The sequence below is a fragment of the Micromonospora sp. NPDC049900 genome (assembly GCF_044461025.1).
Lineage (GTDB): Bacteria > Actinomycetota > Actinomycetes > Mycobacteriales > Micromonosporaceae > Micromonospora.
The window spans coordinates 1-20,816 of the sequence record NZ_JBITKM010000010.1; the positions used below are offsets into that span (position 1 = coordinate 1).

Below are 20,816 nucleotides of genomic sequence, written 5' to 3' on the forward strand. Positions count from 1 at the left end.
TGGGGTTTCCCCGGGCTGGCCTGCCCCCTCTACCCGCCAGGGGGGGCCCCCCCCGCCCGGCCCCCCCCCCCCCCCCCGGCCCCCCCCCCGGGGGGGGCCCCCCGGGGGGGGGGCCGCGGGGGGGCGCCGGGGGTGGTACGAGAGGTCAGGCGATGGCGAAGAAGAACTTCTCGCCGTTGCCGAGCCCCAGGTCCTCCCTGTTCCAGTTGATGTTCTTGCTGGAGATCAACTGCTTGTTGCCGGCCTTGCCTGCGGTGACCGCCTGGCCGTCCCGAGCGCCGAGGTAGACCGAGCCGTCCGGGTTGTAGTCCAGGAAGTCGAACGTCTGGTACGTGCCGGTCGACTTGCTGTTGGCGATCAGCGGCTTGCTGCCCTTGCTCGCCGCGATCACGTAACGGTTGTTGGCCAGGGCCTTGAGGTAGAAGAACCCGTTGCCCCGGTTGACCATCTGGTACTTGGTCGACTTGGTGACCGACTTGCTGGTGGCGATCAGCGGCTTGCTGCCCGCGACCACGTACCTGTTGCTCGCCTTGGCCTTGATGGTGACCACCGGGGCCGGCGCGTCGAAGGTGAACTTCTCCGAGGAGCCGACGCTGGTCTTGCTCGCCTTCAGCGACGACTTGCCGGACTTCGCCGCGGTGACGTACTTACCGTTGACCTTGGCCTTGAGGCTGATCGTCCCGTCGGTGTGGTGCACGATCGTGAACTTGCCCGCCGTGACGATCGTCTTGTGGCTGGCGATCAGCGGCTTGGTGCCCTTGCTCGGCGCAACCACGTATCGGCCGGTGCTCTTGGAGCGCAGCGCGACCAACCCGCTGCCGGCGTTGACGACGTCGTACCGCTGCGCAGTGCCCAGGCTCGACCCGTTGTTGACGAGCGCCTTCTTGGTGCTGGCGGCGGTGACGAACTTGCCGTTGGAGCTGGCCTTCAATCCGTACCCGCTGCGGGCCTGAGTGACCGAGCCGACGGTGAGCAGCCGGTCCATCGAACCCTTCGGGTCGTACACCGCACCGGCGATGCCGGTGGTGACGATCCGGTCGCGGACCTGCTTCGGCTTCCACGTCGGGTTGCTGTGCAACAGGAGGGCCGCCGCGCCGGCCACGTGCGGAGCGGCCATCGAGGTGCCGCTCATCCCGACGCTGCCGGTGTTGTTGTCGTGCCGGGCCGAGACGATGCTGACGCCGGGGGCGAACACGTCGAGGCACTTGCCGTAGTTCGAGAACCACGCCCGCATGTCGATTTGGTCGGTGGCGCCCACCGTGATGGCGTCCGGCACCCGGGCCGGGGAGACGTCGCAGGCGTTCTGTGACTCGTTACCGGCCGCGATCGCGAAGGTGACGCCCGAGTCGATGGACTTTCGCACGGCCGCGTCGATCGCCGACGACACGCCACCACCGAGGCTCACATTGGCCACGGCCGGTTGCTGTGCGTTCTCGGTGACCCAGTTGATGCCGGCGATCACGCTGTCGGTGGTGCCCCAACCCTCACAGTCGAGCACCCGTACGCCGACGAGCTTGACCTGCTTGGCAACGCCGTACTTGGCGCCGCCGACGGTGCCGGCCACGTGCGTGCCGTGGCCGTCGCAGTCCTCCTGCGGCGGCTCCGGCGTAGGATCACCCGGCTCGGGGTCCACGGGCGGCTCGGCGAAGTAGTCGTACCCCATGACGGCCCGGCCGCCGAAGTCCTGGTGCTTCGTGTTGATACCGGTGTCCACGATGTACGCGGTGACACTGCTGCCCGTGTTCGGGTACTTGAAGCTCTTGTTCAGCTTCGCGGACGCCTGGTCGAGCCGGTCGAGTCCCCAGGACGGTGGGTTGCTTTGGGTGCCACTGGCCGACACCCGACGGACCGGTTCCACGTAGGCGACGGCCGGATTCGCCGCCACCTTCTCGGCCTGCTGCTTGCTCATCGAGGCCGAGAAGCCGCTCAGCGCCGTACCGAAGACCTGCCGGACGTTGCCGCCGTTGGCCCGGGTGAGCGTGGCGGCGATGGTCCGGACCGAGGTGTAGGTGGCCCGTTGGTCCTTCAGCACGACGATGTAGCGACCCGGCACGACGTCGGAGCGCTCGGTGCCGCGCACCTCGGCCCGCGCGGGCTCGTCAGGGGTGGTCGCCAGCGCGGCTTGGCCGCTGGCGACGGTGATGATGGAGGAGGCGGTCGCGAGGGCGAGCCCGGCCGCCGCCGAGCGGCGCAGTACGCCACGGCGTTTCACTAAATGATCTCCCCGTTGTGTCGACCGCGCCGGTGGGCCGGTCGGACGGACAGTGGATCGTCTCGCTTCGGCAGTGAATCTGCGAGCTGAAGAGACGTAGCAACATCATGTACGACCGCCGCAACGACCCGTCTCAACCTTTCGGTCGAAACGTCGGCGTTTCGTCGTAGCGTCCTGCCCCGACGGAACGAGCCACGATGGACGTCGGGTCGGCGCGGTGTCCGCGATGGCATGACGACGGCGGTCAGCCGACGATGCCCTCCTCGCGCGCCCAGCGCAGCAGCTCGGCCTCGGCGGTGTCGCGATCCAGCGGCCCGCGCTCCAGGCGTAGGTCCTTGAGGTGCTTCCAGGCACGGCCCACGATCGGCCCCGGCGGTACGCCGAGCAACTCCATGATCGCGTTGCCGTCGAGATCGGGCCGGACCCGGGCCAGGTCCTCCTCGGCCGCGATCCGGGCGATCCGCTCCTCCAGCGCGTCGTAGTCGGCGGCGAGCTGGGCGGCCTTGCGGCGGTTACGGGTGGTGCAGTCGGACCGGGTCAGCTTGTGCAGACGGGGCAGCAGGTCACCGGCGTCGGTCACGTACCGCCGTACCGCCGAGTCGGTCCACTCGCCCCGACCGTAGCCGTAGAACCGCAGGTGCAACGCGACCAGCTCGGTGACCTTGGCGGTGACGTCCTTCGGGTAGCGCAGCGCCTTCATCCGCGCCTTGGTCAGCCGGGCACCCACCACCTCGTGGTGGTGGAAGCTGACCCGCCCGTCCGTACCGACCGACTTGGTGGCCGGTTTGCCGACGTCGTGCATCAACGCGGCCATCCGCAGGACGAAGTCCGGCCCGTCCTGCTCGTACGAGATCGCGTTGCGGACCACCGTGAGGGTGTGCTCGTAGACGTCCTTGTGCTGGGCGTGCTCGTCGATCTCCAGCTTCAGGCCGGTCAGCTCCGGCAGGAAGCGCTCGGCCAGCCCGGTGTCCACCAGTAGCCGCAGCCCGGTGATCGGGTCGGCTCCGGTGAGCAGCTTGGTGAACTCGTCACGGATCCGCTCGGCGGTGATCCGGTCCAGGTCGGCCGCCATCCGGCTCATCGCCGCGTGCACGTCCGGGTGGACCGCGAAACGGAGCTGCGCGGCGAAACGGGCGGCCCGCAGCATCCGCAGCGGATCGTCGCCGAAGGACTCGGCGGGCGTGCCGGGGGTACGCACCACCTTCGCCGCCAGGTCGGCCAGCCCGCCGTACGGGTCGGTGAACCGGTGCTCGGGCAGGCTCACCGCCATCGCGTTGACGGTGAAGTCACGCCGCCGCAGATCCTCGATCAGGCTGCTGCCGTACTGAACCGTCGGATTACGGGTGACCTGGTCGTAGGACTCGGCACGGAAGGTGGTGATCTCCAGCCGCAGGCCGTCGCGCTGGCAGCCGATGGTGCCGAACTCCCGGCCGGTCTCCCAGATCGCCTCGGCCCAGCCGCGTACGACCGCGAGTGTCTGGTCCGGGTGGGCGTCGGTGCAGAAGTCGAGGTCGTCGCCGAGTCGGCCGAGCAGTGCGTCACGTACCGAACCGCCCACGAGGTGCAGTTCGTGGCCGGCGGCGGCGAACCGGCGACCCAACTCGTCGGCGACCGGGGAGACTCGGAGGAGTTCGGCGACGGCGTTGCGCTGCGCGGCGGTGAGTTCGCGGCGGTCGGTGGTGTGGGATGCGGCGGCTTCGGACATCGGACCAGCAGCCTATCGGTCCAGATCGGCATCTCCTCCGCCGGGCGCGGGTAACAGGCCGGGGTTGACTAAGGTCTGTGGCGTGCGGGCCGGTACGGCTCCGGCGTACCCCTGGGAGGCACAGCATGAGCGGCGGGCTCTACCGCAGCGCGAACGCCGCGCAGGGCGGCGCGCCCGGCGGCCGGCCGGACGACGGTGCCACGTTCATCTCCGCCGACCCGCTGAACCAGCCGGCCGTCGAGTCGGTCGCGCCACCCCAGGAGCAGGTCGGCGAGGCCAGCGCCGCGACCAACAGCGCGGTCATGGCGATCGGCAGCCTGGTCAGCCGAGGTACGGGCTTCCTGCGCAACCTGGTCATCGGCGCGGCGCTCGGCGGGGCGTTGGTGGGCGACGCCTACACCACCGCGCAGATCCTGCCCGGAATGGTCTACGAGTTCCTACTCGGCGGCATCCTGACCAGCGTGCTGATCCCGGTGCTGGTTCGCCGACGCAAGGCGGACAGCGACGGCGGACAGGCGTACACCCAGCGGTTGTTGACCCTGGCGCTGCTGGCACTCGGCGCCGCCGCCCTGCTCGCGGTCGCCCTCGCCGCACCGCTGACCTGGCTCTACGGTGCCAGCGAGTCCGCACCCGGCTACTCGGGTCTGGTCACCATGCTGGCCCGGCTCATGCTGCCGATGATCTTCTTCTCCGGCCTGAGCGCACTGATCAGTGCCGTGCTCAACACCAGGGGCCACTTCGCCGCGCCGATGTGGGCGCCGATCCTCAACAACCTGGTGGTGATCGGCACCGCCGGCCTCTATATCGGGATCTTCGGTGCCGAGATCGTCGGCCCGGAGGACATGACCACCGGGCGGATCCTGCTGATCGGTGGCGGCACCCTGCTCGGCGTCGCCGTCCAGGTCGCCGGCCTGATGCCGGCGCTGCGCAAGGTCGGCTTCAGGTGGAAGCTGCGGTTCGACTTCCGCAAGCTCGGGCTGGCCGAGCTGGGCCGACTCGGCGCATGGATGATCTGCTACGTGGCGGTCAGCCAGATCGGCCTGATCGTGCTGTTCAACCTGTTGAACCGCGCCGGCAAGGAAAACTCCGCCGGTCCGTTGATCTACAACAACGTGTTTCTGCTGTTGATGACCGCGCACGGCATCATCGCCGTATCGATCATCACGGCGTTGATGCCCCGGATGAGCGCCGCCGCGGCCGACGGCCGGTACGCCGACCTCGCCGCCGACCTGTCCCGGGGCACCCGCACCGTGTCGGCCGTGCTCGCGCCGATCGCGGTCTGCTACGCCGTGCTCGCCACCCCGATCGCGTTCACGCTGTTCCGGTGGGGCGCGTTCGACGAGGACAACGCCAGTGCGACGTCGCTGGTGCTGCTCGCCGCCGCGCTGGCGCTGGTGCCGTTCGCGATCAGCCAGCTCTTCACCTTCGCCTTCTACGCACTGCCGGACACCCGCACCCCGGCGCTGATCAACATTCCGGTGGTCGCGCTACGGATCGGCGTGCAGATCGCGCTGTTCCTGGCCTTCTCGGCGAGCTTCGCGGGCGCCGGGATGATGATCGGCAATACGGTCTCCTACCTGGCCGCCGCCATCATCTCCGCCTGGCTGCTGCGGCCCCGGGTGGGGCGGATCGGGCTGGGTGCGATCCTGCGGACCCTCGGCCGCGTCGCCGTCGCCGCGCTCGGTTCGGCACTGGTCGGTCTGCTGGTGGTCGCTCTGCTGCCCGGGGGCGACACGCCGACTCGCCTGGAGGCGATCGTGCAGCTCGTGGTGGGTGGCGCGGTGATCGGCGGTACCTATCTCGGGCTGGCCACGGTCCTGCGGATCTCCGAGATCACCGAGGTGATCGGCATGGTCCGCAGCCGTCTCGGGCGTTGATCACCGACGTCGGGCACCGGTGCACTGAGCGTGACCGAGGATCACCAGGCTGGGGATGTACCTGTGGATAACTCCGTGAGTCGCCGCTCAACTGCCGGATCGGCCTGTGGATAACCAACCGGAAGGCCGAGTATGGTCAGCCGTTCGACGGGAACCCGCTGACGTCGTACCCGCCGTCGCTCTCGGTACCGCCCCTGCGGCAGCCGATTGTGGACGACCTCTAGATTGGCAACTACATGTACCGGCAACGTGGCTGACATCGGTCGCAACGGGACGAGTCCGCCTGACTGCGAACTCCCCGGCCGGCGACGGCGGGAAGATGACATGTCGGGGAGCGGGCCAACCCAGGTAAGGTCGCTCTCGACGGGTACGGCAGGAACGGCGCGCGTCACATCGCGGGACCGGTCCGTCCGGTGCCACACGAATGCGGAGCGGGAAGTCAGATGCCCAGCAGCGCGGGTCCATCGATCGACACGATCACCGAGGGAGGACGGGTGACCCAGGTCGGCGAGGGTCAGGACGCGGACGAGACCACTCCGCCGGTCATGACCTTCGGTGCTCCGGCGGTCGGTGAGATCCTCGCCGAGCGGTACGAACTGGTCGAGCACATCAACAACGACAGCGCGGGCCGGTTGGTCTGGCGCGGGGTCGACGTCGTGCTCCGCCGACCCGTCGCGGTCGTGATGCGCTACCCGGGCGGCGACTCCGCCACCGAGATGCTCCAGGCCGCGGTCGCCGCGAGCCGGGTCGTTCACCCCAATCTGGTCGGCGTCTACGACGCCATCGACGAGGCCGACCGGGCCTACGTCGTACGCGAGTGGGTCGACGGGCGTTCCCTGCGGGAACTGGTCGCGGACGGGCCGCTGGACGGTGCCCGGGCCACCGCCGTCGGCAGTGCGGTCGCCAGCGCGCTGGCCTCCGTGCACGCCACCGGCATGGTGCACGGCAACGTGCACCCCGGCACGGTGATGATCAGCGACGACGGCCGGGTGGTGCTGGCCGACGCGCGGACCGACGGCGACGACAGCCAGGAGAGCGACGTCCGAGCGGTCGGCGGTGTCCTCTACTACGCGCTGACCGGCTACTGGCCGCACACCGAGGCGCCGCTGCGGGGCGCCACCGCCGGGCACGGTCGGGCGGCCATCCCGGACGCGGTACGCGACGCCAACGGCGTGGTGGCGGCTCCCCGTCAGGTCCGGGCCGGAGTGCCGGCCTACCTCGACGACCTCACCACGGACCTGCTCGACGGCGGGATCGCCCCGCCCTCGTCCGACGTGCTCGCCGCCGAGTTGGCCCGACTCGACGTACCCGCCGACGACGACTACCTCGACAACAGCGGTCCGCTGCGCTTCGCCGCCGAGTCCGGTGACGAGCCCTCGCCGCTGGCAGCCGCAGGCGGGCGGAAGGTGGCCCTGGGTATCGCCGGTGTTCTGGTGGTGGCCCTGGTCGGCCTGCTCGTCGGAATCAGCGCCCTCGGTGGCGACGACGACAGCCCGCAGACCGACCCGGTCGCCGCGCCCACGTCCAGCGCCCCGGTGAGCGAGGATCCGCCCCCGCCCCCCGCCGTACGGAACCTCCAGATCAGCGCCGCCCGGATCATCGATCCGGACAGCGGCGACCGCAGTGAGGTCCGCGACGCCGAGAAGGTCTTCGACGGTGACCGGGACGAGGGCTGGTCCACGGAGACGTACAACCGGAGCAACTTCGGCAACCTCAAGGAAGGCATGGGGGTCTGGGTCGACCTCGGCGCCGAGCGGACGGTCAAGTCGGTGCAGGTCCACCTCTCCAGCACCGGGGCCTCCGCGTCGCTGCTCACCGGCACCGTAGAAGCCCCCTCGAACAGCGCCGGTGACCGCCAGATCGTGGACGCGTTCAAGAACGGCGCGATCGGGCAGCCCTTCGAGGAGCACGACGGCACCACGATGACCTTCAACGGCTTCGACGCCGACCAGAAGTACCGCTACCTCATGTTCTGGATCACCGAGTTGCCGTCGAACAACGGTGGCTTCAAGCTCGGCGTCCAGGAGATCACGGTCCAGGGGTCATGATCTGGTCTCCACCGGAGCGGCACACCCAGCGGACCCGGTGATGGAGGTACGCGGCCGGGACGCTGCCGGCGTACCGCCGGACGGGGCGGTCAGCGACATCGACCTGCTCCGCGCGCACGTCGACGGTGACCGGGACGCGTTCGCCACGCTGTTCCTGCGGCACCGGGACCGGCTCTGGGCGGTCGCCCTGCGTACCCTCGGTGACCGCGAGGAGGCCGCCGACGCGCTCCAGGACGCGATGCTGTCGGCCCACCGTGCCGCCGCGCGGTTCCGGGGCGACGCCGCCGTCACCACCTGGTTGCACCGGATCGTGGTGAACGCCTGCCTCGACCGCATCCGCCGTCGGCAGGCCCATCCCACGGTGCCGCTGCCGGACGGTACACACGACGCCGAGGCCGGTGGCGGCACCGGTGGCACCGAACCGACCGCGCCCGTACGCGATCACGACACCGCGATGGTGGTCCGGGAGGCGCTGGCCACTCTGCCGACCGAGCAGCGGGCCGCCCTGGTCCTGGTGGACGTGCAGGGCTACCCGGTCGCCGAGGTCGCGCGGATCCTCGGCGTCGCCGAGGGCACCGTGAAGAGTCGGTGCGCCCGAGGTCGCGCCCGGTTGGCGCTCCTGCTCGGACACCTGCGCACCGGCAGCGAACCGGCACCCGCCGGTGCCGCTGAGGTGCCGCGGATCACCCGGGGGAACCCCGGAGCCCCACACGGCGTCCGATCGAGGTCGGGAAGTCATCGCCCGGATGCCATCCAGGAGGAATCGTGAGTACCGGGGAGTTCAGCGGGGTCGACCTCGACCTGCTCGCCGATTACCTCGGTGGCGCGCTGGACGGCACCCCGCAGCAGGCCGAGGTCGCCCGCCTCGTGGAGCAGGACCCGGAGTGGGCGCAGGCGCACGCCCGACTCGCCCCGTCGATGGACGAGGTACAGGACGAGTTGGTCGACTGGGGCACGCCGCCGGTCGAGATGCCGCCAGCGGTCAGCGACCGGATCCTCGCCGCGTTGCGCGACGCCGACCTCCCGACGGCCGTGCCCTCGGTCGGCGTACCCGAGGAGGACCTCGACACCGACGACGCGGCGACCACGGATGGCGACCATGCCGCGACGAAGCCCTCGCCGGTGCCGGCCCAGCCGCTCGGCGGCACCCGGCGGCCCGGCGGCAGCCCACGGCCGGGCCAGGAGCGCGCCACCCCGAGCCACCCGGGTCGGCGTCGGCGCCGCTGGGCCCGGCTGGCCGGACCGGTCGCGTTGGCCGCCGCGGCGGTGGTCGGCCTCGGCGCCCTGCAACTGTCCCGGCCGCAGCAGGCCGGAGACTCGACGGCGGGGACGGCCCTGAGCGATCGGGGCACCAGTCCGGTCATGCCCCATGCCTATCCGGAGGACCCGGCCGGGCAGGCGCCCGAGGCCGCGTCGCCGGACCGCGCCGCCGCGTCGGCCCCCACCCCGTTCCGGATCGCCAGTCCGCCGTTGCGCACCGGGTCCGACTACACGCCGGAGAGCCTCGCCGGGCCGACGGTGATGAAGGGCCCCGGGTTCGGTGGAGGTCCCACGGACAGCACGGAGGGTGACAACCGGCTCGCCGTGCCCGGTGAACTCAGCCGGCTCGGCGACCAGGCGGCGTTGAGCGCCTGCCTGGCCGAGATCGGTGTCGAGCACGGCGACCAGCCGCTGGTCTTCGACGTCGTCGACTACGCCCGCTTCGGCGGGCTCCCGGCACTGGTGGTGCGTTTCACCGACGCCTCCGGCGAGCAGTGGGCGTGGGTCAGCGGGCCCGAGTGCGGAATCCCCGGATCCGCCTCGGACACCCGCTATCGATCGCGGGTAGGGTGAATCGCGGCCACCGGACGTTTGGCCGACCAAGTGACGTGACCCACCGGATGACCGGCTCGGGAATCTCCGCTTCGTACGATGACGTTCTGCAGGTCAGAATGCCGCCGCGTCGGCACTCGGTTCGGCATCGGCGGACGACGCCGGTGGCGACGCTCAACACGATTGGGAGATGGCAGTGGACGAGGTCCGCAACCTGATCATCATCGGCTCCGGGCCGGCGGGATACACCGCTGCGGTCTACGCGGCGCGGGCGAACCTCAACCCGCTGGTCATCGAGGGCGTACAGTCCGGCGGCGCGTTGATGACCACCACCGAGGTGGAGAACTTCCCCGGCTTCGCGGACGGCATCCTCGGTCCCGAACTGATGGACAACATGCGCAAGCAGGCCGAGCGGTTCGGGGCCGAGTTCCTGACCGACGACGTCACCCGGGTCGAGTTGGCCGACACCGGCCACCCGGGCGCGGTGAGCACCGTCTGGGTCGGTGAGAGCGCCTACCGCGCCTCGGCCGTCATCCTCGCCACCGGTTCCGCCTGGCGACCGCTCGGCGTACCGGGTGAGCAGGAGTACCTGGGCCACGGCGTCTCGTCCTGTGCCACCTGCGACGGCTTCTTCTTTCGCAACCAGCACATCGTGGTGGTCGGCGGTGGTGACTCGGCGATGGAGGAGGCCAGCTTCCTGACCCGCTTCGCCGAGTCGGTGACCATCATCCACCGGCGCGACTCGTTCCGGGCCAGCAAGATCATGGCGGAGCGGGCGCTGGGCAACGACAAGATCAAGGTCGAGTGGAACACCGTGGTCGAGGAGGTCCTCGGCGCGGACGGCAAGGTCACCGGGGTACGGGTACGCAACGTGCACACCGGCGAGGCCAAGGTTCTCGACGTGACCGGCGTCTTCGTGGCGATCGGGCACGACCCGCGGAGCGAACTGTTCCGGGGCCAGGTGGACATGGACGACGAGGGTTACGTCAAGGTCCAGGCCCCCAGCACCCGGACCAGCATCCCGGGCGTCTTCGCCGCCGGTGACCTGGTCGACCACACGTACCGGCAGGCCATCACCGCGGCCGGCACCGGTTGCGCCGCCGCACTCGACGCGGAACGCTTCATCGCCACGCTGCCCAAGGGCTGAACGAGAGACATCCCGGAGGAGGGGTCACACAGTGGGAGCAACCAAGTCGGTTACCGACGCTAGTTTCGCCGCAGACGTACTCAAGTCCGACAAGCCGGTCCTGGTGGATTTCTGGGCCGAGTGGTGCGCGCCGTGCCGCAAGGTGTCGCCACTGCTGGAGGAGATCGCCGGCGAGATGGGCGACCTGGTCAGCATCGTCAAGCTCAACATCGACGAGAACCCGGAAACCGCCCGCGCCTACCGGGTGATGTCGGTGCCGACGCTCACCGTCTTCAAGAACGGCGAGCCGGTGCAGTCGATCGCCGGCGCCAAGCCCAAGGGCGAGCTGGTCAAGCTGATCGAATCGGCGCTCTGACCTCAGCGCTGTGACCGTCGACCCCGTCCCGGGACCACCGGGGGCGGGGTCGACGCGTTTTTCCCCGCCCGCACCCGCGCCGAACGCCCAGCGCCTAACCTCGAACTACGGGGCCGCCGGACGCCGGTGAGCACCTGGGTCCCCGTCGCACTGCCACGCGTGCCGACGCAGGGCCCGGTAAGCCACCGATCGTGCAGAGGGGGCCGAACGTGCGTCCGATCCGTCCCGGTGACCGGGGACCCGCAGTGATCGAGATCCGAGCGGTGCTGACCAGCCTCGACCTGCTCTCCAAGGCGACCGGTCCGTTCAGCGACGAGTTCGACCCCGCCACCGAGCGGGCCGTACGGGCGTTCCAGCAGTCCCGGGGGCTCAGCGTCGACGGCCGGGTCGGTGCCGAGACCTGGCGGGCGCTCGACGCAGCCCGCTGGCGGCTCGGCGCCCGCACCCTCTACCACGCCGTCCCGGTGCCGCTCACCGGCGAAGACGTCCGGTCGTTGCAGGAACGCCTGCTGGAGATGGGGTACGACACCGGCCGCGCCGACGCCATCTACGGCATCCGCACCTCACGGGCGGTGGCCCAGTTCCAGCGCGAGGTGGGGCTGGCACCGGACGGCACCTGCGGCCCGCAGACCATGGACGCGCTACGCCGGCTCGGCCGTAAGGTGGTCGGCGGTCGCCCGCAGTGGCTCCGCGAGTCCGACGCTATCCGGCAGTCCGGGCCGACCCTGGTCGGTCGCACCGTGGTCATCGACCCGGGACACGGCGGCACCGACCCGGGCGTGGTGGTGCCCGACGGCCCGCTGCGCTGGACCGAGGCGGACCTGGTGCACGACCTGGCCAGTCGGCTCGAAGGGCGACTCGCCGCGTCGGGCGTACGGGTGCAGCTCACCCGGGGACCGGCCTCGGAGACCTGTCTGCCCGACATCGACCGGGCGCAACTGGCCAACTCGCTCGGCGCGGACGTGTTCATCTCGCTGCACGTCGACGGGCACGCCAACCCGGAGGCCGAAGGCGTCGCCACGTACCACTACGGCACCGACAACGGAGTGACGTCGGCGACCGGCGAGCGGCTGGCCGGGCTGGTCCAGCGGGAGATCGTCGCGCGTACCGGGCTGCGGGACTGCCGTACCCACGCCAAGGCGTGGGACCTGCTGCGGATCACCCGGATGCCGGCGGTACGCGTCGAGGTCTGCTACCTCACCTCACCGGCCGACCGGGCACGGCTGATCGACCCCCGGTTCCGCGACCGGCTGGTCGAGGCGATCGTGGCGGCGGTGCAACGGATGTACCTGCCGATCGAGCGGGACGTGCCGACCGGCTCGATCGACGTGAGCGAACTGCGGGCGGCGGTCGCCGCGGGCACCGTGGTCGACTGACCGCCCGGTGCAGGTCGTCAGCCCGCCGTGGTGGAGCGGGTGGCCGGGGCGGGCCGGACCGGACGCAGCAGCGACTCCGGGCTCATCGAGCCGAGCAGCTTCTCCAGCGCGTACTCGACGTCCGACTTCCAGCTCAACGCCGTCCGAAGCTCCAGCCGCAGACGCGGGTAGCGGGGGTGCGGCCGGACGGTCTTGAAGCCCACCGAGAGAAAGAAGTCGGCGGGTGCGACGCACGCCCCGGCGGGATCGGCGGCGTCACCGAACTTGGCGTCACCGAACGCCTCGATCGCCTTGATGCCCCGCTTGGTCAGGTCGCGGGCGACCCCCTGCACCAGCATCCGGCCCAACCCGCCACCGGCGAAGGCCGGCACCACGTTGGCGGTGGTCAGCAGCGCCGCGTCGGCCGACACCGGCGACGTCGGAAAGGCCATCGAGCGCGGCACGTAGGCGGGCGGGGCGTACATGACGAAACCGGCGGGCATGCCGTCGACGTAGATCAGCTTGCCGCAGGAACCCCACTCCAGCAGGGTCTGGGAGACCCACGCCTCCTTCTCCAGTCCGGGGTCACCAGCGGCGCAGGCGCGATCGGCGGAAACCGGATCAAGCTCCCAGTAGACGCACTGCCGGCACGGACGGGGCAGGTCCTCCAGCGTGTCCAGGGTCAGACTGACCAGACGTCGCGACATTGGCGCTTCCCCACACTAGGCTCAGACTCGGGACCGGCCCGGACGGCTCCGCCGCATCCCTGCCCCCGACGAGCGATCGTACGCCGCCGATCGGCGACGCGGGAGGGGACGCGCGAATGCCCACCCCAGGCACGGTCGACACCGGTCCGGCATGTGGACGCGCGGTAATCGAGGGCGCTCGTGGCGGTGTTCGGCGGCTACCATCGACACTCGGCGCGCCGTGTCGCCATGGTCGCCGGTGTCCTGGGTATCCCCGGACGGGAGCTGTCCGAGCAGCATCGAGGTGATGTCATGACCGGCACGACACTCGACGACTACACCGACCGGTACGCCCGCCGGGTGCGGGGCATGACCGCCTCGGAGATCCGCGCACTGTTCGCGGTCGCCAGCCGCCCGGAGGTGGTCTCGCTCGCCGGCGGTGCCCCGTACATCGCCGCGCTCCCGCTGGACGCCGTCGGTGAGATGCTCGGCCGGCTCGCCGCCGAGCACGGCACCACCAGCCTGCAGTACGGCATCGGCCAGGGCACGCTGGAGCTGCGCGAGCGGATCTGCGAGGTGATGGCCCTCTCCGGGATCGACGCCGCCTGCGGCGCCTCGCCCGAGGACGTGGTGGTGACGGTCGGCGGCCAGCAGGCGCTCGACCTGGTGGCCCGGCTCTTCCTCGATCCGGGTGACGTGGTGCTCGCCGAGGGGCCGACCTACGTCGGCGCACTCGGAGTGTTCCAGGCCGCCCAGGCACAGGTCGTGCACGTGCCCATGGACGACGACGGCCTGATCCCCGAGGCGTTGGAGATCGCCATCGCCGAGCAGGCCCGGGCCGGGCGGCGGGTGAAGTTCCTCTACACCATCCCCACCTACCAGAACCCGGCCGGCGTGACGCTGAGCGAGGAACGCCGGGAACGGGTCCTGGACATCTGCGAGCGTGCGGGCCTGCTCGTGATCGAGGACGACCCGTACGGCCAACTGGGTTTCGAGAGCGAGGCGCCGGCACCGCTGCGCGCTCGCCGCCGGGACGGGGTCTTCTACCTCAGCACCTTCTCCAAGACGTTCGCCCCGGGGCTGCGGGTCGGTTGGATCCTCGCCCCGCACGCCGTGCGCGACAAGCTGGTCATCGCCAGCGAGGCGCAGATCCTCTGCCCCAGCGCGTACGCCCAGGCCGCCGTGAGCACCTACCTGAGCACCATGCCGTGGCGGGAGCAGTTGAAGGTCTACCGGGAGGTCTACCGGGAGCGGCGGGACGCGATGCTGGCCTCCCTGGCGGACCTGATGCCGGCCGGGACGAGCTGGACCGTCCCCGGTGGCGGTCTCTTCGTCTGGGCGACGCTGCCCGAGGGCCTGGACTCGAAGGCGATGATGCCCCGGGCGATCGCCGCCCGGGTGGCCTATGTGCCCGGCACCGGCTTCTACGCCGACGGCACCGGCAACGGCCACATGCGGCTCAACTTCTCGTTCCCGTCGCCGGAGCGGATCCGCGAGGGGGTCCGTCGGCTGGCCAGCGTGATGGAGCAGGACATCGCCATGCGGCGGGTGTTCGGGGCGGTCGGCGCGCCGGACGCGCGGCGAGGTCGGGCCGGCTCCGACACCCCGGGTCCCGACTTGGCATGATGCCCGGCATGGGTGCCACCGCTGCCAGAGAATCCGCCGTGTCCGGTCCCGCCACCACCGACCTCCGCGTCCTCGTGCTCGCCGGTGGCCTGTCGTACGAACGGGACGTGTCTTTGCGTTCCGGCCGCCGGGTGCTCGACGCGCTGCGCTCCGTCGGGATGGAGGCCGAGCTGCGGGACGCGGACGTGGCCCTGCTGCCCGCGCTGGACTCCGACCCGCCGGACGCCGTGGTGATCGCCCTGCACGGCGCCACCGGCGAGGACGGCTCGCTGCGTGGCGTCCTCGACCTCTGCGGCGTGCCGTACGTCGGGTGTGACTCCCGCGCCTCCCGTCTCGCCTGGGACAAGCCGTCGGCGAAGACGGTGCTGCGCGAGGCCGGGATCGCCACCCCCGACTGGGTGGCGCTGCCACACGACCGGTTCAGCGAGTTGGGCGCGGTGGCCGTGCTGGACCGCATCGTCGCCCGGCTCGGGCTGCCGCTGATGGTGAAGCCCGCGCAGGGTGGTTCCGGACTGGGTGCCGCCGTGGTCCGGGACGCCGCGTCCCTCCCGGCCGCCATGGTCGGTTGTTTCGCGTACGACTCGACTGCGCTCGTCGAGCGGTACGTGCCCGGCATGGACGTGGCCGTCTCCGTCATCGACCTGGGCGACGGCCCCCGGGCCCTGCCGCCGGTCGAGATCGTGCCCCGCAACGGGGTCTACGACTACGCCGCCCGCTACACCGCCGGCCGGACCACCTGGCATACGCCGGCCCGGCTGGACGCGGCGGTGGCCGACGCGGTGGCGGAGGTGGCGCTGGCCGCCCACACCGCACTCGGTCTACGGGACCTCAGCCGCGTCGACCTGATCGTCGACCCGGCCGGGCAGCCGCACGTACTGGAGGTCAACGTCTCCCCAGGCATGACCGAGACGTCGCTGCTGCCACTCGCGGTGCAGGCCGCCGGGCTGGACTTCGGTCAGGTGATCGCCGACCTGGTCGGCCGAGCCGCCGCCCGCTGAGAGCCTCCTGACGACTCCGTTCGGATCCTCACCCACTCCGGGCCTGTCGATCAGCCGTTCGCCCCGTGGGCGCCCGCTGAACGCTGTTGCGGGGTGACGCGCGTGCTCCCCCCGCCGGAGTCCGGTGCGGTCGGTTCCGCAGTGCCCGTCGCCCCGGCCGTCTCATCGGCCTCCCCGGGGCGGTCCACGGACAGACCGTCGACCTCAGCCGTCGGTGCGGCGTCCTCGTCCCCGGCGTGCGCCTCCTCGACGTCCGACACCGGCCCGTCCGTAGCTTCGTCGCCCGCTTCCTCGTCGCCCGCTTCCTCGGCGGCCCGCTCGGGGAGCATCGTGCCGGGCGCGCTCGGCCGGGCGGCGAGGTCGTCGACCAGGGGTACGTCCGGCGGTTCGGCCGCCTCGCCGATGGCGTCCAGCAGTGACCCGCCCTCACTCGGCTGACTCTCCTGCGCGGGTGCCGCCTGCGCAGCGAGGCTTGACGGCGCCTGCCACTGGATCCGAGGTGGCTCGGCCAACGGCCGACCGCCGAACTCCGCGAGCCAGGCGGCGACCAGGGCCAGGTTCTCCCGCCACTTGTCCTCGGAGATGGGCGGCAGGATCGAATCCCAGAGGGAGAGGAACGTCCCGCGCAGTTGGAGTCGCCCGTACGGTCGGGCCAGGAACCAGAGGTGCAGGTGCGCCGACCCGTCGCCCCAGCGGTTGACGTGTACCCGGGCCACCCCGTCGAGCGAGCGGATGGCGCGCTCCAGCCGTACCGTCATCACCCCCAGCTCGGCCGCGAGCAGGTTGGGCAGGTCGCCGAGATCGAGGTGCGACCGGGACTCCAGGATGAGGACTATCGGCAGGCCGGTGGGGCGGTCCATGGCCCGTACGCGCCACCGCTCACCCACCCAGATGTACGCCTCGTCGGGAGCCTGACATGCAGTGCATTCGCGGTGCGCCTCGCCCTTGCGGGGCGGCTCCACCGCGACCGGTTCGTCGAGTCGCTTGACTTGCAGGTCACCTTCGAAGGGGAAAGACGGCCACTGGGTGAAGTCCGGGACTGAGGGAGGGGTGTCGTGCACGAGGCTGACCCTAACCGAGTACGGCACCAGTGTCCCTACCCGAAGCATGTTCGATTCCACTGCGGCTCGGATCGCGGGACAGCAGCACTCTCCCGCTTTCCCCAGAGTTATCCACAGGCTTGCACGTCTACGTACGGTCGTCGCGATCCCCAGTTCGACAAGGGTTTTCGGCCTTCGTTTCACGTGAAACGGCGCGAGCCTGTGGACAACCGGTGTGGATAACTTCTGGACCACCCGCGACCACTACCGCCGCCACTCGTTTCACGTGAAACGGTGCCTTCCTGGGGCTGGCGCGGTCGAGTCCGGCGTCCAGGGGCGACACTGCCGGGGCGTCGCGTCAGCGGTTCTCGTGACTGTCGAGTCCGTCGTACGCCCGCCTCTTACGGATCTCCGCGATGGGACGGCTGCCGGGCGGGGCGACGCCGCGCACTCATCGGATCTCGGGATGCCTCGCCGAAGTCCGGCCGACCGGATGACTCGCCCTCCGGCTCGCGTTTCTGTGGTCGACTTCGCGCACCACCGACCTCCGCATCTCCCGCACCTCTCCGCTTCGCGCACTGACCTCGCGCACTCAGCGGCGAGCAGGCATTGGAGCGCGCGCGTTCTGCGCCTACCGAAGAACGCTGGTTCGACGGTGCCGCGCCTGCTCACTGGATGCCTGTTCGGACGGGCGGACGGGCGGCCCTCTCGGGGCGCTGTGGTACCGGGCGACGGACAGGTCTGCTGCGCCCTCGCGTGCGCTCCGTGCCCGAGCGGGATCGGGCACGGATGCGACGGATGCGGATCGCAGCGGCGGCTCGTTTCACGTGAAACGAGCCGCTCAAGCGGGACCTCGCCTCAATCATCGCCGGCCCGATCGCCACCCGTGTTGAAGGCACGGCGACGTTCAACCGGCACGTCGGCCTCATCCGGCGGCGATCATCCAGGGCTCGATGTCTCTCCGCCGCCAGGGCTCGTGGCTTTTGGCACACGTGACCGGTCTGGTGGAGTCGGCCGGGCAGATACTCGACCACGCCGCACGGCCATTGCTTCCAAAGATCGGCCCGCGTAGGGGTGGGGGATCTCCCGCCCACAGCCGCAACGCCCACGGGCGGCGCGAGAACCAGGACGAGTCGCAGACCTCCGTCGCCCGTACCTTTCCTTCTCAGTCTCTGCGCTCTTGCTCTTTCCGTGCTGGCTGCCGCCTTCCTCGACCCTTTTACCCTGCCCCTTCCTCTGAACCGTCCCCTCCTACCGGTCATGACCTGTCTCCTTGGCCGTCGTCCCTCACGCAGGGGCGTCTTCGTCTCGGGCCCTCGCCAGCCCTCGACTTCGCGCCTTTCGGCCGCCCTGCGACGGACCCACCTCCCGCCAGTCCCTCGGCTTCCCTTCTGCCGACCGCTGAGCGGGCTCGTAGCCGTCCGATGCGTCGAAGCTTCGCCAGGGACCAGAGAGGCGGTCTCACCGTCGCCAGAAGGCCGTAGGAACTGTCGCCCAGACGGGCTGGGGTCCCTGGGGGCGACGAGAACGGCCGCGCCCATTCGGGACGCGGCCGTCGGTGGGACGAGGGTGGCTCAGTCCTGTGCTTCCTCGGACTCGACTCCGATGATGCCGACAATCCGCTCCAGATCGTCGACCGTCGCGAACTCGATCGTGATCTTGCCCTTGCTCCGACCGATGTCGACCTTCACTCGGGTGTCGAACCGATCGGAGAGTCGATCGGCGAGGTCGTTCAGGGCCGGGGCGACCGGCTTCGGCCGACGCTTGGCCGACTCCTTCGTACTCGGGCCGTCGCTGAGCGACAGCGCCACGATCTCTTCGGTGGCGCGGACCGACAGTCCCTCGGCCACGATCCGGAGCGCGAGCTGTTCCTGGGTCTCCGCGTCCTCCAGGCTGAGCAGCGCCCGAGCGTGACCGGCAGAGAGCACTCCGGCAGCCACTCGCCGCTGTACCTGGGCCGGGAGATTGAGCAGGCGGATGGTGTTCGAGATCTGCGGGCGGCTGCGCCCGATACGGCGGGCAAGCTCCTCGTGGGTGGCCCCGAACTCCTCCAGGAGCTGCTGGTAGGCGGCGGCCTCTTCAAGCGGGTTGAGGTTGGCCCGGTGGATGTTCTCCAGCAGGGCGTCCCGCAGCATCGCGTCGTCGCGGGTGTCGCGAACGATCGCCGGGATACTCTCCCGGCCGACTGCCTGGGCGGCCCGCCACCGCCGCTCGCCCATGACGAGTTCGAACTTCTCGTCGTCGAGCTGCCGGACCACGATCGGCTGAAGGAAGCCCACCTCCTGGATCGAGGTCTTCAGCTCCTCCAGCGCCTCCTCGTCGAAGACCTGCCGAGGTTGCTTCGGGTTGGGCACGATCGAGTCGACCGAGATCTCGGCGAACCGGGCACCGGGCACCGGGCTGAGGACCGGCTCAAGGCTGACCGCGGGGAGCGGCGCTTCCGGTACGGGCGGCGCGGCCACCTCGGGCGCACCGACGGCCCCGTTCGTGATGGCCCCGTTCGTCACGGCGCCGGCAGCGGCACCATCCGGCTCCTGTGCCGGCCCGGTCGGGATGAGTGCCCCCAGGCCCCGCCCCAGACCGCCCCGAGGACGGTTCTTCATGCCACGCCTCCCAGCGCCTCTTCCGCACTACGCATTCCGGCTCACCGGCTCCTTGACGCCACGCTCGGCGATCTCCTGGGCGGCCTCGAAGTAACTCGTCGCCCCCCGCGATCCGGGATCGTAGGTCATCACCGACTGGCCGTAGCTGGGTGCCTCGGAGACACGTACGTTTCGTGGGATCACCGCCTGGAGCACCTTGTCGCCGAAGTGGTTCCGCACGTCCTGCTCGACCGCGTCCGCCAGGCGGGTCCGCCGGTCGTACATGGTGAGCAGGATCGTGGAGACCTCGAGCTGCGGGTTGAGATGCTGGCGTACCAGGTTGATGTTGTTGATGAGCTGGTTCAGCCCTTCGAGCGCGTAGTACTCGCACTGGATCGGGATGAGCACCTCCTGGGCCGCGACCAACGCGTTCACGGTCAGCAGGCCGAGCGAGGGCGGGCAGTCGATGAAGACGTAGTCGAAGTGCCCGGGGTAGGCGGTGATGGCGCGGGCAAGCCGCGACTCACGAGCCACCACCGAGACCAGCTCGATCTCCGCACCGGCCAAGTCGATGGTCGCCGGTACGCACCAGAGGTTGGGGATGCCCTCGACCGCCTGGGCCACCTCCTCCAGCGGGACGGAGTTGATCAGGCAGTCGTAGACGTCCGGCACACCGGTGTGGTGCGGCACGTTCAGCCCCGTGGAGGCATTGCCCTGCGGATCGAGATCGACCACGAGTACCCGGTTGCCGTGCAGCGCCAAGGCCACTGCGAGGTTCACCGTCGTCGTGGTCTTTCCTACGCCGCCCTTCTGGTTCGCGACGCACATGACCCGGGTCCGGTCCGGCCGAGGCATGGTCACCTCGCCACTGGGGTTCAGGATCTGCACGGCGCGCATCGCCTCCATTGCCAACGGTGGATCATCCTCTTCGCGCGTCGGGGTTTCACGTGAAACGTACGCGGCCTCGGTGTCGGCCGGCTCGTAGGGCCCACCCGAAGGGGTAGGCGTGTCGGGGGCCGGGCGGGGGTCAGGTACCACTCCAGGGACCGCTTGGTATGTCGCCGCCTCGAATCGCGCGGCGGCTGAGGTGTTGCGGCGGATGGGGATCACACGGGCGTCGGGGGTGGCGTTCACGGGTCGACCGGCCCCGTCCGACGCGTCCCGACCGGACGAGAATTCCGGACTCGGGGACCACGGTACGCCAGAGGTCGGCCTGTCCCGCATGGACTCCGCCGGGTCCTGCGAGCGCCAGCGTGGGTAGTCGGTTTCACGTGAAACAGGGTCGCCCGCTGACCCGGTCACGCGCGGATCGTCGTACCTGCCGTCGTCATGCACCTGTCATCCCTGCCCGCTTCGGATGGTCGGTCTGCACC

15 protein-coding genes are annotated in these 20,816 nt (G+C 70.5%); 9 read left to right on the forward strand and 6 right to left on the reverse strand.

What is annotated here, in order from left to right; all coding sequences use genetic code 11:
• Positions 1 to 145: 145 nt before the first annotated feature.
• Together ACIBMZ_RS21080 and ACIBMZ_RS21085 are read right to left on the reverse strand one after the other, a co-directional pair.
• Positions 146 to 2,212 (reverse strand): S8 family serine peptidase, encoded by a 2,067-nt coding sequence (locus ACIBMZ_RS21080; protein ID WP_396696269.1) that lies wholly within the window; start codon positions 2,210 to 2,212, stop codon positions 146 to 148.
• 244 nt (positions 2,213 to 2,456) lie between these two features.
• A complete protein-coding gene (locus ACIBMZ_RS21085) occupies positions 2,457 to 3,917 on the reverse strand; it encodes a CCA tRNA nucleotidyltransferase (protein WP_396696271.1) in 1,461 nt (486 codons plus the stop codon).
• A gap of 125 nt (positions 3,918 to 4,042) precedes the next feature.
• Here ACIBMZ_RS21085 and murJ point away from each other — a divergent pair, with 125 nt between their 5' ends.
• The 7 genes from murJ to ACIBMZ_RS21120 all read left to right on the forward strand — a co-directional run bounded on the left by murJ (position 4,043) and on the right by ACIBMZ_RS21120 (position 12,532).
• The gene (gene murJ / locus ACIBMZ_RS21090) at positions 4,043 to 5,794 is read left to right on the forward strand and encodes a murein biosynthesis integral membrane protein MurJ (RefSeq protein WP_396696273.1); all 1,752 of its coding nucleotides are present in this window, start codon (positions 4,043 to 4,045) and stop codon (positions 5,792 to 5,794) included.
• Positions 5,795 to 6,237: 443 nt separating this feature from the next.
• A complete protein-coding gene (locus ACIBMZ_RS21095; protein WP_396696275.1) occupies positions 6,238 to 7,842 on the forward strand; it encodes a protein kinase family protein in 1,605 nt (534 codons plus the stop codon).
• Between the two features lie 40 nt (positions 7,843 to 7,882).
• On the forward strand, positions 7,883 to 8,611 hold the full coding sequence (gene sigM, locus ACIBMZ_RS21100) for an RNA polymerase sigma factor SigM (protein ID WP_396696277.1): 729 nt from the start codon (positions 7,883 to 7,885) through the stop codon (positions 8,609 to 8,611).
• Positions 8,608 to 9,675, forward strand: a complete 1,068-nt coding sequence (locus tag ACIBMZ_RS21105; RefSeq protein ID WP_396696279.1) for a hypothetical protein — start codon at positions 8,608 to 8,610, stop codon at positions 9,673 to 9,675. Before sigM ends, ACIBMZ_RS21105 begins: the two co-directional genes overlap by 4 nt.
• A 175-nt stretch (positions 9,676 to 9,850) precedes the next feature.
• Positions 9,851 to 10,801, forward strand: coding sequence for a thioredoxin-disulfide reductase (trxB, locus tag ACIBMZ_RS21110; protein WP_396696644.1), 951 nt, complete (start codon positions 9,851 to 9,853; stop codon positions 10,799 to 10,801).
• Between the two features lie 31 nt (positions 10,802 to 10,832).
• On the forward strand, positions 10,833 to 11,156 hold the full coding sequence (trxA, locus tag ACIBMZ_RS21115) for a thioredoxin (RefSeq protein ID WP_396696281.1): 324 nt from the start codon (positions 10,833 to 10,835) through the stop codon (positions 11,154 to 11,156).
• A 209-nt stretch (positions 11,157 to 11,365) separates the two neighbouring features.
• A complete protein-coding gene (locus ACIBMZ_RS21120; RefSeq protein WP_396696283.1) occupies positions 11,366 to 12,532 on the forward strand; it encodes an N-acetylmuramoyl-L-alanine amidase in 1,167 nt (388 codons plus the stop codon).
• 17 nt (positions 12,533 to 12,549) lie between these two features.
• Here the strand turns inward: ACIBMZ_RS21120 and ACIBMZ_RS21125 are convergent, their stop codons facing one another.
• Positions 12,550 to 13,218: a GNAT family N-acetyltransferase gene (locus tag ACIBMZ_RS21125; protein WP_396696285.1), complete on the reverse strand. Its 669-nt coding sequence runs from the start codon at positions 13,216 to 13,218 to the stop codon at positions 12,550 to 12,552.
• Between the two features lie 291 nt (positions 13,219 to 13,509).
• Here ACIBMZ_RS21125 and ACIBMZ_RS21130 point away from each other — a divergent pair, with 291 nt between their 5' ends.
• Complete coding sequence (locus ACIBMZ_RS21130; protein WP_396696287.1) at positions 13,510 to 14,823, forward strand: PLP-dependent aminotransferase family protein; 1,314 nt, start codon at positions 13,510 to 13,512, stop codon at positions 14,821 to 14,823.
• Positions 14,824 to 14,831: 8 nt separating this feature from the next.
• Positions 14,832 to 15,821 (forward strand): D-alanine--D-alanine ligase, encoded by a 990-nt coding sequence (locus ACIBMZ_RS21135; RefSeq protein ID WP_396696289.1) that lies wholly within the window; start codon positions 14,832 to 14,834, stop codon positions 15,819 to 15,821.
• A 50-nt stretch (positions 15,822 to 15,871) separates the two neighbouring features.
• Here the strand turns inward: ACIBMZ_RS21135 and ACIBMZ_RS21140 are convergent, their stop codons facing one another.
• The 3 genes from ACIBMZ_RS21140 to ACIBMZ_RS21150 form a co-directional block, all read right to left on the reverse strand.
• Positions 15,872 to 16,882, reverse strand: a complete 1,011-nt coding sequence (locus ACIBMZ_RS21140) for a hypothetical protein (RefSeq protein ID WP_396696291.1) — start codon at positions 16,880 to 16,882, stop codon at positions 15,872 to 15,874.
• A 1,553-nt stretch (positions 16,883 to 18,435) separates the two neighbouring features.
• Positions 18,436 to 19,464, reverse strand: a complete 1,029-nt coding sequence (locus tag ACIBMZ_RS21145) for a ParB/RepB/Spo0J family partition protein (protein ID WP_396696293.1) — start codon at positions 19,462 to 19,464, stop codon at positions 18,436 to 18,438.
• 27 nt (positions 19,465 to 19,491) lie between these two features.
• Complete coding sequence (locus tag ACIBMZ_RS21150; RefSeq protein ID WP_396696295.1) at positions 19,492 to 20,778, reverse strand: AAA family ATPase; 1,287 nt, start codon at positions 20,776 to 20,778, stop codon at positions 19,492 to 19,494.
• Positions 20,779 to 20,816 lie beyond the last annotated feature (38 nt).

Coding starts and splice junctions, on each gene's coding strand:
- ACIBMZ_RS21085 (WP_396696271.1), bottom strand. CDS start 3,917: ATGTCCGAAGCCGCCGCATCCCACACCACCGACCGCCGCGAACTCACC.
- murJ (WP_396696273.1), top strand. CDS start 4,043: ATGAGCGGCGGGCTCTACCGCAGCGCGAACGCCGCGCAGGGCGGCGCG.
- ACIBMZ_RS21095 (WP_396696275.1), top strand. CDS start 6,238: ATGCCCAGCAGCGCGGGTCCATCGATCGACACGATCACCGAGGGAGGA.
- sigM (WP_396696277.1), top strand. CDS start 7,883: ATGGAGGTACGCGGCCGGGACGCTGCCGGCGTACCGCCGGACGGGGCG.
- ACIBMZ_RS21125 (WP_396696285.1), bottom strand. CDS start 13,218: ATGTCGCGACGTCTGGTCAGTCTGACCCTGGACACGCTGGAGGACCTG.
- ACIBMZ_RS21130 (WP_396696287.1), top strand. CDS start 13,510: ATGACCGGCACGACACTCGACGACTACACCGACCGGTACGCCCGCCGG.
- ACIBMZ_RS21135 (WP_396696289.1), top strand. CDS start 14,832: ATGGGTGCCACCGCTGCCAGAGAATCCGCCGTGTCCGGTCCCGCCACC.
- ACIBMZ_RS21145 (WP_396696293.1), bottom strand. CDS start 19,464: ATGAAGAACCGTCCTCGGGGCGGTCTGGGGCGGGGCCTGGGGGCACTC.